The following is a 13,622-nucleotide window of genomic DNA, read 5'->3' as shown; positions in this document are numbered from 1 at the left end:
GGGAACAGACGGATGGTGTCCTTCAAGGACCTGCACGAGGCCGACTTCGCCGCCATCAACGACGCCGCCGAGGCGTGGTCCGGCGTGGCCAAGGCCCTCACCTCGCTGGACGGCCGGGTCACCAAGGACCTCACCAGCACCGCACAGCGGGCCGGCTGGAAGGGCAAGGCCGCCGACGAGGCGACCAAGGCCCTGCAGGGCATCGACAGCGACTTCAAGCAGGCCTCGACCGTCGCCACGTCGCTGGCCTCGATCATGAAGGCCGCCGCCGAGGACTTCGCCGCGGCCCGCCGCGATCTGGACAAGGCGCTGCTCGACGCCACCGGCGACATCACCGTCGCCGCGGACGGCACCGTCAAATGGACCGTGCCGAAGGAGTCGAGGAACGACCCCGACGCCGAACCCACGATCCGGGCCAAGGCCCAGACGATCGCGGACAGCATCAAGAAGGCCGTCGAGAAGGCCACGGCTGCCGACCAGAAGGCCACGACGGCCCTCCAGGCCGACATCGGCACCAGCACCACGTCCTTCAACCCCAACCCGCACGGCGGCGGCGCCGTCGCGGCCGCCAACCAGGCCAAGGACCTGATGTCCAAGGGCGGCAGCCTCAGCGATCCCGAGCTGAAGCAGCTGCAGGACCTCATGGCCGCCAACGCGGGCAACAAGGACTTCGCGACCACCCTCCTCAACGGCCTGAACTTCGGTGGCAAGACCGGTCCGGACGCCCTGCTGGAGTACTCCAAGGTCTACGGCGACCTCGCCCACGGCAACCACAACGCCAAGGGCTACCAGGACGTCTACGGCAACCTGTCGACGGTCTTCGCCACGGCCACCCGCGACGGCGGCATGGGCAAGGACTGGGAGGACGGCCTCCTGAAGGCCGCCCGCCGCCCCGGAGGCTCGGCGGCGGGCTGGAACGACAATTACCCGGCGCTGACGTCACTGATGGGTGCGGGCGGGAAGTTCGACAAGGCGTTCCTGGTGAAGGTCGGCGACGACCTGGTCGACTTCGAGCGCACCAGCAAGACCAAGGGCGAGGACCTGTGGGGTCCGAACTGGTCCCTCAACGCCGGGGCGGGGGATCCGTTGGGCCCCCTGATGAAGCAGATGAGGAGCGACCCGGCGGCGGCCGCGGAGTTCCTCGACCCGAGCCGCAACGGCAACCTCGGCTACCTGCTCAAGGACCGTGCTTGGCCCAACGCGGACCTGGAGGGCAAGTGGTCCCCGGACGAACTGCGCGACAGCTCCCACGGACTGTTCAGCCAGGTGCTGGAAGCCGGCGCGACCGGCCGCGACCCCAACGGCTCGCAGCCGCCCGTACGACCGCACGACGCCACGATGAACCGGATCATGGACAGCGCGCTCTCGACGCTCGGCGGCGACACCGCGGGCAACGAGAACAGCCTGGCCGCCCCCCTCCGCCGCCCGCTGGCCAACATGATCGCCGAGTACGCCGCGGACACCCATGACCTCCTCGGCAAGGACCTGCCCGGTCCCTCCCACCCGGGCGGACTGAACGCCACCCGCGAGCAGCTGCTCCGGGTGATCCGCGGCACCGCGGAGGACCCCGAGGCCTACGCCCTGATCCACATGGCCGAGAGCCAGGAGGTGGCCCGGCGGACGGCCGAGTTCGGGCCGGAGGCCTTCCGGGCGCAGTACGGACGCCCCGACCCGAAGCTCGAGGGCTTCGCCCTGGAGGCCAGCAAGGCGCTCGGGGCACTCGACGCGGTCCAGGCGGACACGATCATGGACCACAAGGCGGACCAGCAGTTCAGGAACAACTGGAAAGCCAAGATGGACTACCACTACTGGGGCACCGCCGCGAACATGCTCAAGGTGCCCGGGGCGGACTGGATCCCGCTGGGGGACGTCGCCCAGCGCATCGTCGACGTCGCCACCTCGGACTGGGCGAACAAGGCCAACTCCGCGCTCGACACCCAGGCTCAGGTCAACATCAGCAAGCTCTACAGCATGGGTGAGCCGCAGGTGGCCGTCATGCTCCAGGAGCGGGCCAAGCAACTGGGCATCCCCGATGCCGAGATCACGGCGGACGGCAGTGTCGTCAAGCAGCTCGCCTCCAGGACGACCGACCACTACCAGACGTCGATCGCCAGCGCGTACCACGCAGCCCTCGGAAACGGGTGACCGGCATGACGAAGCCACAGCACGACCCGACCGACAGCGCGGCCGGGCGCATCGACGCCGCACCGGACCGGCGCGGGTTCACCAGCCGGCCGTTGCGGGTGCGGGCGGCGGTGGGGGTGGTGGCTGCGGCAGCCCTCGTGGCCGGGGTGGGGGCGTTCCTCGTCGACAACCTGACCAACGCCTTCGGGCCGGACAGCGTGTGCGACGGCGCGGTCAGCGCGGCCGCGCTGACCGACGCGCTCGGTCCGGGCCAGGTCAGCAGCAGCGAGAACGGCGCCTGGCAGTCGCCCAGTGGCGGAGCGCTCTGCACGGCGAAGGTGACGTACGGCATCTTCGGCGACAGCCGGTCCGTCTTCGTCCGCGTCGCTCAGGCCGACGACCTCGGCCCCTACCCGGCCGGCTCGGACAGTCAGCTGTTCGCCGCCTCGGCGAACGGCGGCGCGAGCGGCGCGGCTCGCAGCAAGGGGGCGTGGGCACTGCTTCCCGGGGAGTGCGGGACCGGGCTGCGCGTGGAGGTCGAGTCGGACGGCGACGGCCCCGGCGCCGGGAAGCTCGCGCGCCTCGCCGTCTCGGCGGCGAACGGCGTCGCGGCGGACAAGGGGTGCGGGAAGTCGCCGCTCCCCGCACCGCACGAGCTGTCGGCGGTGGGCCAGGAGCACGACCTGAACAGCGGCTCGGTCTGCGGTCTGCCGGGGTTCACCGCGGCCGACGCAGGAAGCAAGGGCTACCGGGAGCGTGTGACCACCGCGTTCGACCCGGTGTGGGTGTGTCGGATCGCCACGGGCCAGAACCCCTTCGCCTGGTCGTTCAGCATCGGAACCGAGCCCCGTGTTCGGGGTCCGCTGGCCGAGAAGGACGCCACTCCCGCGTTCGGCCGGTCCCGTTGGGCGGGCTCCCCCCTCCGGGAGCGGGAGGTGGTGGCGACCTGTCAGGGCAAGCCCACCTACTTCCGGATGGACACCGACATCCTCCAGGGCCTGTTCCCCAGCACCGACGAGGCCTGGAAGCAGTTCCTCACCGCCGGTGGCAAGGCGATCGGCTGCGAGCCGATCCTGTAGGAAAACCCACGTGCGCGGGTCGTGCGTAATGGTCTACCGTGCACCGGGACCATTACGCACGACATGGGGGAAGCACCATGACCGCCACCGAGCAGCAGAGCCGCCGCACCGTCGTCACCGTCTCCGAGCGGCTGGTGCTGACCCGGCCCCAGGAGGACGATCTGGAGGCCGTGTTCGCGATCCACGGGGATCCGGAGACCAACCGGTACAACCCGCACGGCCCGCACCGGGACCGGGCGCAGAGCCGGGAGATGCTGGCCGGCTTCGTCGCCGACTGGGAGCGGGACGGCGTCGGGTACTGCGCCGTCTCCACCCGGGCGGAACCGGCGGAGATCATCGGGTTCACCGGCCTGTACCTGCACACCCTGGACGGCGAGCGGGTGTTCAACCTCTACTACCGCTACCGCCCGTCCGCCTGGGGCCTGGGGTACGCGACGGAGGCGTCCCGGGCGGCGATGGCCGAGGCGCTGCCGCGCTTCCCGGACGTGCCGGTGACGGCCCTGATCCACGCCGACAACCTGCCCTCCCGCCGACTCGCCGAACGGCTCGGCCTGGTGCCCGATCCGGACGGCCGGACCGACCCGCAGGAAGGACGGCTGATCCACCGCAAGGCCTAGTCCGGGACGGCCGGATCCCCCGCCGGGGGGAGGGCGATCGCGCCGCCGGGGCGAGACAACTGCGGTGTGCGGACGGGACGATGGCGGTATGAGAATCAACGAGCGCACGGTCCGGACCGGCGCTGCCTGGACGGCGGTGGCCGCGACCCTGCCGTACCTGATGCTCAAACTGCTCTGGCTGGTCGGGTTCTCGGTGGGGGCGGACAACGCCGAGGCACTGGACAAGCTCTGGGTGCCGAACCTGCTGAGCTTCGGGATGGACGCGATCGCCTTCGCCCTGGCGCTCGTCTTCGTCCGGCCTTGGGGACGGCGGGTCCCGGCCGGGCTGCTGGCGTTCCCGATGTGGGCGGCGACCGGACTGCTCGGGACCATCCTGATCGGGGTGCCGGTCTCCCTGATCGCCGACCTGGTGCTCGGCCCGCAGCACATCGCCGCGCACCAGCCGGACCCGGGCTTCTCCGGGCTCGCCGGCTGGGTCACGCCGCTGGTGTACGGGGGGTTCAGCGTCCAGGGGCTCGCGCTGATCACCGCCTTCCTGCTGTACGCCCGGCGGCGCTGGGGCGCGCTGGTGCGCGAGCGGATCGGCGACCTGCCCGACTCGCCGAGCATCCCGGTGCAGCGCTGCCTGGCCTGCGCCGCCGCCCTGCTCGCCGTGGGCGTGGCGGCGGCCCGCTGCTACTGGGCGGCGGGCGGCGACGCCGGACTGCCGCCGTCCCTGCGCGACAACGGCACCCGGGGCCCGGCCGTGCTGGACGCCGTGACCGCGATGATGGCGATCGCCGCACCGCTGGCCCTGCTGATGCTGGTCTTCCGGTTCCGCCCGCAGCGGCGGCTGATCTGGCCGGCGCTGGTGGCCTGGACCGCCTCCGGCTCGCTGGTCGGCTGGGGCGCCTGGCTGATGATCATGTACGGCACGACCGGGACCAAGGTCCAGGACCTGCACCACGCGGTGCCCGGACTGCTGCCGCTGGTGCAGTGCGCCCAGGTGGTGACCGGGCTGCTGGTCCTCGTCGCGGGCGCGCTGGCCCTGACCGAACGCGGAGCCCTGGCCTCCGGAAGGACCGCGCCGGCGACCGCCGTTGACGTAGAGTCACCCGAGTGACCACGGGGGAGAGCAGCCGGCTTCGGCGCGCGACAGCGGCACTGGTCGGGCACAAGGCACTGCTGCGCTGGGTGCACCTGGTGCTGGGCGGCGCCCTGCTGATGCCGTACTGGATGCTCTCCGTGGTGCTCCTCGGCGGGTTCGGCCAGGGCGACGGGCTGCTGCACCAAGTGGTCGTCCTGCTGGGCTCGCTGTTCACCTCGCTGCCGATGGCCGGGATCACCGCGCTGGTACCGATCGTCCGGGGCCTGGAAGGAGCGGCCGCCCGGGCGCTGTGCGCGGTCGAGCGGCCCGAGGAACTGGCCGGCGGGCCTTCGCAGTCCTGGGCCGCGCGCCGGCGCACCGCGCTCTGGTACATGCTGCACGTGTTCCTCGGCGGGGTGGTCGCCGGGCTGACGCTGGGCGGCGGGACCGGGGCGATCGCACTGATCATCTCCGAGGCGGACGACACCACGCCCTGGGCGGGCAGCTCCACCGGCCGGCTGCTCGCCGGCCCGGCGGTCGGGCTCGGCCTCATCCTGCTGATCGTCCTCATCAGCGCCGGGTCCGGCGCCCTGCTGGCCCGCTGCGCTCCCGTCCTGCTCGGGCCGACCCCGGAGGAGCGGCTGGCCGCCGCCGAACGCCGGGCCACCGTGCTCGCCCAGCGCAACCGGCTGGCCCGCGAACTGCACGACTCGGTCGGGCACGCGCTCAGCGCGGTCGGCATCCAGGCCTCGGCCGCCGCCCGGGTGCTGCGCAGCGACCCGGACTTCGCCGCCGAGGCGCTGCACGCGATCGAGGAGACCGCCCGGGCCGCCGTCGCCGAACTGGACACCGTGCTCGGGCTGTTGCGCGAGGAGAGCCCGGAGACCGCCGAACCGGCCGGGCCCACCCTCGCCGGGCTGGACGACCTGCTGCGCCAACTCGCCCGCACCGGGGTGACGGTGGACGCCGACCTCTCCCCCGGCCTCAGGGCCCTGCCCGCCGAGGTCTCCCGCGAGGCCTACCGGATCGTGCAGGAGGGCCTCACCAACGTGCTGCGGCACGCCGGCCCGGCACCGGCCGGGCTGCGGGTCGCGGTCACCGGGAGCCGGCTGGAGATCGAACTGACCAACCCGCTGGGCCCGACCCGCCCCAGCCGCCCCGGCGGCGGGCGGGGGCTGCGCGGGATCGATGAACGCGCGACGGCCCTGCGCGGCGGCAGCGCCGCCGGGCCGGACGACGACGGTACGACGTGGCGGCTGGCCGTCTGGCTGCCGGTGGGAGGAACCGCATGAACGACCAGAGCCAGGCAGTCGACCGGATCCGCGTGGTGATCGCGGACGACGAGCGACTGGTCCGGATGGGCCTGCGCGTGGTGATCGACGCCGAACCCGACCTCACCGTGGTCGGCGAGGCCGCGGACGGCGCCGAAGTGGTGCCCCTGGTGCGCGAACTGCGGCCCGACGTGGTGCTGATGGACGTCCGGATGCCCGGGATCGACGGCATCCGGGCCACCGAGCAGCTGATCGGCGGGATGGCCGAGCCGCCGCGCATCCTGGTGGTCACCACCTTCGAGCACGACGACCACGTGTACGACGCGCTGCGCGCGGGCGCGGCCGGGTTCCTGCTGAAGCGGGCGCGGGCCGAGGAGATGGTCCAGGCGGTGCGGCTGGTCGCGCGCGGGGACTCGCTGCTGTTCCCGGCCGCGGTGCGCGAGCTCGCGCTGCGGCACGGCGCGGCGGACGGCGGACGGGAGGCGCCGGCGGCCGCGGCCGCGGACCGGGGGCCGATCGGGCGGCTGACCGAGCGGGAGGGGCAGGTCCTGCGGCTGATGGCCTCCGGGCTCAACAACGGCGAGATCGCCAAGGAGCTGGTGGTCAGCCAGGAGACGGTCAAGACGCACGTCGGCAGCGTGCTGGCCAAGCTCGGCGCGCGCGACCGCACCCAGGCGGTGATCGCGGCGTACGAGTCGGGCTTCGTCCTGCCGGGGTGAACACCCCCGGGCGACGCGAGTGACCAGGGGGTGAACGCGGGATGACGCCGGGTCGGCCACCCCGAGGTTCCGCCCGGCCGGAGCCGCGGGTAGAGTGCGACGCTCCCCCGTGAACCGCCCGATACCTCCCGTATCGCCTGGAACGAACTGGTGGCCGCATGAGTGTCCGGACCCGCCCCGCGCTGTGGTGGCGCGCGGCCATCGTGCTGTCGGCGGGCCTCGGCCTGACGCTCGGCACCGCGCCGCTGGTGTACTTCACCGTGCAGAGCAACGTGATCGTGCTCGGCTACTTCATCGGCGCGGTGTACTGGATGCTCAAGCGCGACACCGTGGACGCGCCCGCGCCCCGGCTGCGCGGCGCGGCCACGCTGTACATCCTGATCACCGGGCTGGTCTCGCACATCCTGCTGCAGCACGGCGCCAACCCGCTGCCCGGGCTGGTCAGCGGGCCGGACCGGCTCGCGCACTGGTCCTCCTTCTTCCTGCACTACGTCACGCCGGTGCTGGTGATCGCCGACTGGCTGGTGCTGAAGCCGCGCAACGCGGCCGCCTGGAAGGACATCCCGCTCTGGCTGGCCTTCCCGCTCGGCTACGCCGCGATCGTGCTCACCCGCAACGCGCTGTTCGACGACTACCCGACGCCCTACCCGTACTTCTTCTTCGACCCGACCACCAAGGGCTACGGCTACGTGTGGGGCCAGATCGCCCTGCTGACCGTCGAGTTCACCGTGCTCGCCGCCGCCGTGGTCGGGCTGGACCGGCTCGGCACGCTGGTCGCCGGCCGGCTGCGGCCCGCCCGGACGTAGGGCCGCCCGGGCGGGCCGACCGCGGGCGCTACATCGGATCCACCCCCCGCAGCTCGCCGTCCAGCTCCAGCCACCTGGTCAGGCCCAGCCCACGCAGGAAGGGCAGGTCGTGGCTGGCCACGACCAGCGCCCCCTGGTAGGCGGCGAGCGCCTGGGTGAGCTGGCGGACGCTGGCCAGGTCGAGGTTGTTGGTCGGCTCGTCGAGCAGCAGCAGCTGGGGCGGCGGGTCGGCCAGCAGCAGCGCGGCCAGGGTGGCCCGGAACCGCTCGCCGCCGGACAGCGTGCCGGCCTCCTGCTCGGCCCGCGCGCCGCGGAACAGGAAGCGGGCGAGCCGGGCCCGGATGGCGTTGTCCCCGGCGGCGGGGGCGAACTGCTTGACGTTCTGCACGACGCTGAGCCCGTCGTCCAGCAGGTCGAGCCGCTGCGGCAGGTGGCGCAGCGGCACCGGGGTGGTCACCTCGCCCTCCAGTGGGGAGAGTTCGCCCGCGATGGTGCGCAGCAGGGTGGTCTTCCCCGCGCCGTTGCCGCCGACCAGGGCGATCCGCTCGGGGCCGCGCAGGTCGAGGTCGGCGGTGGCGCCGTTCGGCAGCCGGACCTTCTGGAGGGTGAGCACGGTGCGCCCGGCCGGCACCGCGGTGCGCGGCAGGTCGATCCGGATCTCCGCGTCGTCGCGCACCGCCTCCTCGGCGGCGGCGAGGCGCTGCTTGGCCTCCTCCAGCCGTTCGGTGTGCATGCCCTGGAGCCGCCCGGCGGTCTCCTGGCCCTTGCGTTTGAGCATGCCGGCGAAGATGTGCGGGTCGTTGCGGGTGACCGAGCGCTTCTTGCCGTACGACGCGCTGCGCTCCAGCCGGCTGCGGGCCTCGACCAAGTCCCGCTTCTGGCGCTGGACGTCGGCCTCGGCGTTGCGCAGCAGGCGCTCGGCCGTCTCCTGCTGGGCCGCGAGGGTGTGCTCGTAGGCGTCGAAGTTGCCGCCGTACCAGGTGACGTCGCCGTCCCGCAGGTCGGCGATCTGGTCCACGTGCGCGAGCAGTTCGCGGTCGTGGCTGACGATCAGCAGGACGCCGTGCCAGCCGGCCACCGTCTCGTACAGCCGCTCGCGGGCGGCGCGGTCGAGGTTGTTGGTCGGCTCGTCCAGCAGCAGGACGTCGGGGCGGCGCAGCAGCAGGGCGGCCAGGCGCAGCAGCACGGCCTCGCCGCCGGAGAGTTCGCCGGTGGTGCGGTCCAGACCGAGGCGGCGCAGGCCGAGCCGGTCGAGGGTGGCGCGGGCGCGCTCCTCGACGTCCCAGTCGTCGCCGACCGCGTCGAAGTGGCGCTGGTCGGTGTCGCCGGACTCGATGGCGTGCAGGGCCTCGCGGGCGGCCCGGATGCCGAGCGCCTCGTCGACCCGCAGGCCGGTGTCGAGCGTCAACCCCTGGGGCAGGTAGCCGAGTTCACCGGCCACCCGGATGGCGCCGCGGGTGGGGGCGAGGTCTCCGGCGATGAGCCGCAGCAGGGTGGACTTGCCGGCGCCGTTGAGCCCGATCAGGCCGGTGCGGCCGGGGCCGACCGCGAGGTTGAAGCCGTCGAGGACGGGCTTGCCGTCCGGCCATTCGAAGGCCAGGTCGGTGCAGAGGACGGCGGTGGTGGGTTGTGCCATGGGGGCCTCCCGGGTGGTTGCCGATGGGGTGATGAGCAACACGGGAAGACACCGCGGGTGCGGAACCGGGACGGCCGGGGGGGAAGGGGTGGCGCGGATCAGGGGCGCCACGGGCCGTGACTGAGGTCGCACACTTCGCGCACCGCGCGGCGGCAGGGGCCTGCGCGGCGGGGCGGTGTCTCAGGACCTCAGTAGAGCAACGGCCTTCTCCTTGTCTGGCGGATGACGTCGGCAACGCTAGGCGGCCCGGCGGACACGGGCAACCGATTTTCCGCGCGCCCCGGTTCCGGCCGGCGGGCGGAGGTCCCGCGCGCCCCGGTTCCGGCCGGCCGGCGGAGGTCCCGCGCGCCCGTGGCGGAGGCACCGTGCCGATCCGGTGCCGATCCGGTGACAGCCCGGCACCGGACGGGGGTGGCCGCCGGTGGCCGCCCGTCCGCATGGCAGACTCCTGACCTGCCATGCCTGCGGCTCCCACGGGGCCGTACCCGCGGAAGGGGACGCATGGCGGTAGTCAACAGGGGGATTTGAAACCATGTCACCGATAACCCGGTCGAGCCGTGCCGTCCTGGGTGCCTCCGTCGCCGCGCTGACCGTGCTGGCCGCCACCGCCTGCGGCCCCGACAACAGCGACCCGGCCGTCGCCCAGACCACGGCGCCGACCGTCGCGGGCAGCGCCACCGGCAAGCCGGCGCCGTTCAAGCTGCCGACCGCCGAAGAGCTGAAGACCTGGAAGTTCGAGGACTGGGACAAGTGGGCCCAGGCGAACGTCATCACTCCGGCCGTCAAGGGCTACTGGAACCTGCAGAAGCTGCTGAACGCGAAGCCGAAGCCGATGCCGCAGCCGCCGGCGGACCCGACCCAGCCGCCCGCGCAGCCCACCAGCGCCGCGCCGGCCCAGCCGACCGCCACCCAGCCGCCGGCCGCCCCCGGGCAGGCGCCGAGCGTCGTCCCGGCGAAGCCCGTGGCGCACCCGTTCGCGAAGAACCTGCACGTCAACGGCAAGATCTTCTTCAAGGACGGCAACGAGGACTACGTGTGCTCCGGCACCGTCGTCTCCGACCCGGCCAACCCCGGCAAGAGCAACCTGGTGTGGACCGCCAGCCACTGCCTGCACGGCGGCAAGGGCGGCAAGTACTACACCAACATCACCTTCGCCCCGGCCTACAACAGCAACGGCCTGCTGAGCGGCGGCAAGCAGGGCGACGAGGCCGCCGCCGAGCCGTACGGCGAGTGGGACGCCACCGCCGGCATGGTCTCGCCGCAGTGGACGGCCGAGGCCGACCCGGAGAAGGGCGGCCCGTGGAGCCAGTACGACTTCGGCATCATCAAGGTGGCCAACCCCACCGGCGGCAAGTCGCTGGAGGAGACCGTCGGCGGCTCGGTGCCGCTGTGGTTCAACGCCCCGCGTGAGCAGCTGTCCGTGACCAGCTACGGCTACCCGGCCGGCAAGCCCTTCGACGGCGTGGAGCTGGAGCACTGCGACGGCGGCAAGCCGGCCGCGAAGCCCGGCGAGCCGAGCCGCCCGGCGATGCTGGCGATCGGCTGCAACATGACCGGCGGCAGCAGCGGCGGCGGCTGGTACGCCACCAAGGACGGCAAGCCGGCCCTGGTCAGCGACACCTCCATCGGCAACAACGCCAACACCTACGAGGCGGGCCCGTACCTGGAGGACGTGGCGGCGCACATGTTCGACTACTTCACGAAGAAGTCGAAGTGAGCCGCCGGGCCGACCGAGCCCGCTGAGTGACCGGCCCGGGGGCCGTGGCGAGCACCGCCGCGGCCCCCGGGCTTTTCCGTCGCCCGGCCCGCTCCTCCTACAATCGGGCTCATCATGAGCGCCACACTCGTAGTCAAGGACCTCAGCGCCGGCCACGGCGAACGCACCCTCTTCTCCGGCCTGGACCTGGTGGTCGCCCCCGGTGACGTGATCGGCCTGGTCGGGGTGAACGGCGCCGGCAAGTCGACCCTGCTGCGGCTGCTGGCCGGCCTGGACACGCCCGAGGGCGGCTCGCTGCGGCTCAGCCCGGCGAGCGCCAACGTCGGCCACCTCCCGCAGGAGCCGGAGCGGCGCGAGGGCGAGTCGGTGCGCGCCTTCCTGGCCCGGCGCACCGGCGTGGCGGCCGCCCAGGCCGCGCTGGACGAGGCCACCGAGGGCCTGGTCGAGGGCCGCCCGGGCGCCGACGACGCCTACGCGGCGAGCCTGGACCGCTGGCTCGACCTCGGCGGCGCCGACCTGGACGAGCGGGCCGAGGAGGTCGCCGACTCGCTCGGCCTGAAGGTCTCCCTCGACCTGCCGATGACGGCGCTGTCCGGCGGCCAGGCCGCCCGGGCCGGCCTGGCCTCGCTGCTGCTGTCCCGCTACGACGTCTTCCTGCTCGACGAGCCCACCAACGACCTCGACCTGGACGGCCTGGACCGGCTGGAGGCCTTCGTCAAGGGCCTGCGCGCCGGCACCGTGGTGATCAGCCACGACCGCGAGTTCCTGGCCCGCACCGTGACCAAGGTGCTGGAGCTCGACCTGCACCAGCAGCAGGTCAACCTCTACGGCGGCGGCTACGAGTCGTACCTGGAGGAGCGCGCGGTGGCCCGCCGGCACGCCCGCGAGGCGTACGAGGACTACGCGGACACCAAGTCCTCGCTGGAGGCCCGGGCGCAGATGCAGCGCAACTGGATGGAGCACGGCGTCCGCAACGCCCGCCGCAAGGGCGGCGACAACGACAAGAACGCCAAGGCCAAGCGCACCGAGTCCACCGAGAAGCAGGCCTCCAAGGCCCGGCAGACCCAGCGCATGATCGAGCGGCTGGACGTGGTCGAGGAGCCGCGCAAGGAGTGGGAGCTGCGGATGGAGATCGCGGCGGCGCCGCGCTCCGGCGCGGTGGTCGCCACCCTGCGCGCGGCGGTCGCCCGGCGCGGCGACTTCACCCTCGGCCCGGTGGACCTGCAGCTCGACTGGGCGGACCGGGTCGCCATCACCGGCGCCAACGGCGCGGGCAAGTCCACGCTGCTGGCCGCCCTGCTGGGCCGGCTCGAACTCGACGGCGGCAGCGCCGCGTTGGGCTCGGGCGTGGTGGTCGGCGAGGTCGACCAGGCGCGCGGGCTGTTCCTCGGCGAGGAGAAGCTGATCGACGCCTTCGCCGCCGCCGTCCCGGAGTCCAGCCCGGAGGACGTGCGCACCCTGCTGGCCAAGTTCGGCCTGAAGGCGGTGCACGTGCTGCGCCCGGCCGACACCCTCTCCCCCGGTGAGCGCACCCGGGCCGCGCTCGCGCTGCTGCAGGCCCGCGGGGTGAACCTGCTGGTGCTGGACGAGCCCACCAACCACCTGGACCTGCCGGCGATCGAGCAGCTGGAGTCCGCCCTGGCCACGTACACCGGCACCCTGCTGCTGGTCACCCACGACCGGCGGATGCTGGACGCCGTCTCGGTGAACCGGCGGATCGAGGTCCGGGACGGGCTGGTGCACGAGCTCTGACGGCCCCGCCGCCCGGCGCCCGGGAATTGGTCTCTACCTCTTCCCGGGCGGGCCGCCATGTGCTGTGCTGTCGCCCATGGTTGAGAACGTTGAGAGCGTTGAGAGCCCGGCGGCGGCGTCGTACCCGACCGTCCCGCTCACCCCGATGACGGTGCCCGCCCACGAGGCCGAGGCCCGCGGCAGGGCGTTCCACGACGTGATGGCGCAGCGCCGGACCGTCCGCGACTACTCCACCCGCCCGATCCCCGAGGGGGCGGTCGAGTGGGCGGTGCGCACCGCGAACACCGCGCCCAGCGGCGCGCACGTCCAGCCCTGGCGGTTCGTGGTGATCACCGACCCGGACCGCAAGCGGCGGCTGCGCGAGGCCGCCGAGGCCGAGGAGCGCGAGTTCTACGCCCACCGGGCCTCGGAGGAGTGGCTGACCGCGCTGGCGCCGATCGGCACCGACTGGCACAAGCCGTTCCTGGAGGACGCGCCCGCGGTGATCGTGGTGTTCGAGGTGCACAAGGGCCCGCGGTCGCCGCGCCCGTACTACACCAAGGAATCGGTGGGGATCGCGGTCGGGCTGCTGCTGGCCTCGCTGCACCAGGCCGGGCTGGCCACGCTGACCCACACGCCGAGCCCGATGAGGTTCCTGAACGAGGTGTGCGACCGCCCGGCGGAGGAGCGCGCCGCGTACGTGATCCCGGTCGGCTACCCGGCCGAGGGGGCGCGGGTGCCGGACCTGAGGCGCAAGGAGCTCGACGAGGTGCTGGTCCGGCTCTGACCGGCCGGGCGCGCCCCGTACCCGGGGGCCGCGCCCTGCACCCGGGGGCCGCGCGTGGCGGCCGGTTCC

At 73.2% G+C, this 13,622-nt stretch carries 11 protein-coding genes; 10 read left to right on the top strand and 1 reads right to left on the bottom strand.

The window, feature by feature from the left end; translation table 11 throughout:
* Positions 1-12: 12 nt before the first annotated feature.
* The 7 genes from AB2U05_RS26050 (at position 13) to AB2U05_RS26020 (ending at position 7,682) form a co-directional block, all read left to right on the top strand.
* Positions 13-2,145 carry a hypothetical protein gene (locus AB2U05_RS26050; RefSeq protein ID WP_369184405.1) on the top strand — a complete coding sequence of 711 codons (2,133 nt, stop codon included), beginning with the start codon at positions 13-15 and terminating at the stop codon, positions 2,143-2,145.
* 5 nt (positions 2,146-2,150) lie between these two features.
* Positions 2,151-3,203, top strand: a complete 1,053-nt coding sequence (locus AB2U05_RS26045) for a hypothetical protein (protein WP_369184404.1) — start codon at positions 2,151-2,153, stop codon at positions 3,201-3,203.
* Between the two features lie 77 nt (positions 3,204-3,280).
* A complete protein-coding gene (locus AB2U05_RS26040) occupies positions 3,281-3,820 on the top strand; it encodes a GNAT family N-acetyltransferase (RefSeq protein ID WP_369184403.1) in 540 nt (179 codons plus the stop codon).
* A gap of 88 nt (positions 3,821-3,908) precedes the next feature.
* Positions 3,909-4,922, top strand: a complete 1,014-nt coding sequence (locus AB2U05_RS26035; protein WP_045708865.1) for a hypothetical protein — start codon at positions 3,909-3,911, stop codon at positions 4,920-4,922.
* On the top strand, positions 4,919-6,178 hold the full coding sequence (locus tag AB2U05_RS26030) for a sensor histidine kinase (protein ID WP_369184402.1): 1,260 nt from the start codon (positions 4,919-4,921) through the stop codon (positions 6,176-6,178). Before AB2U05_RS26035 ends, AB2U05_RS26030 begins: the two co-directional genes overlap by 4 nt.
* Complete coding sequence (locus AB2U05_RS26025) at positions 6,175-6,876, top strand: response regulator transcription factor (protein ID WP_045697332.1); 702 nt, start codon at positions 6,175-6,177, stop codon at positions 6,874-6,876. The genes AB2U05_RS26030 and AB2U05_RS26025 overlap by 4 nt, the downstream gene beginning before the upstream one ends.
* A gap of 158 nt (positions 6,877-7,034) precedes the next feature.
* Positions 7,035-7,682, top strand: a complete 648-nt coding sequence (locus tag AB2U05_RS26020; protein WP_045697334.1) for a Pr6Pr family membrane protein — start codon at positions 7,035-7,037, stop codon at positions 7,680-7,682.
* A gap of 28 nt (positions 7,683-7,710) precedes the next feature.
* Here the strand turns inward: AB2U05_RS26020 and AB2U05_RS26015 are convergent, their stop codons facing one another.
* Positions 7,711-9,318, bottom strand: a complete 1,608-nt coding sequence (locus AB2U05_RS26015; protein ID WP_045697336.1) for an ABC-F family ATP-binding cassette domain-containing protein — start codon at positions 9,316-9,318, stop codon at positions 7,711-7,713.
* A 532-nt stretch (positions 9,319-9,850) separates the two neighbouring features.
* Between AB2U05_RS26015 and AB2U05_RS26010 the strand changes: the two genes are divergently transcribed.
* From AB2U05_RS26010 to AB2U05_RS26000, 3 genes are all read left to right on the top strand, one after another.
* The gene (locus tag AB2U05_RS26010; RefSeq protein ID WP_369184401.1) at positions 9,851-11,035 is read left to right on the top strand and encodes a hypothetical protein; all 1,185 of its coding nucleotides are present in this window, start codon (positions 9,851-9,853) and stop codon (positions 11,033-11,035) included.
* A gap of 114 nt (positions 11,036-11,149) precedes the next feature.
* Entirely contained in the window at positions 11,150-12,787 is a 1,638-nt protein-coding gene (locus AB2U05_RS26005) for an ABC-F family ATP-binding cassette domain-containing protein (RefSeq protein WP_045697340.1), read from the top strand.
* A 76-nt stretch (positions 12,788-12,863) separates the two neighbouring features.
* The gene (locus tag AB2U05_RS26000) at positions 12,864-13,553 is read left to right on the top strand and encodes a nitroreductase family protein (protein WP_045697342.1); all 690 of its coding nucleotides are present in this window, start codon (positions 12,864-12,866) and stop codon (positions 13,551-13,553) included.
* Positions 13,554-13,622 lie beyond the last annotated feature (69 nt).

Source organism: Streptomyces sp. Y1, from assembly GCF_041053115.1.
Taxonomy (GTDB): Bacteria; Actinomycetota; Actinomycetes; order Streptomycetales; family Streptomycetaceae; genus Kitasatospora; species Kitasatospora rubellomurina.
Note: the sequence above shows the minus strand (reverse complement) of the source record. Positions and strands in the feature narration are given on the sequence as shown.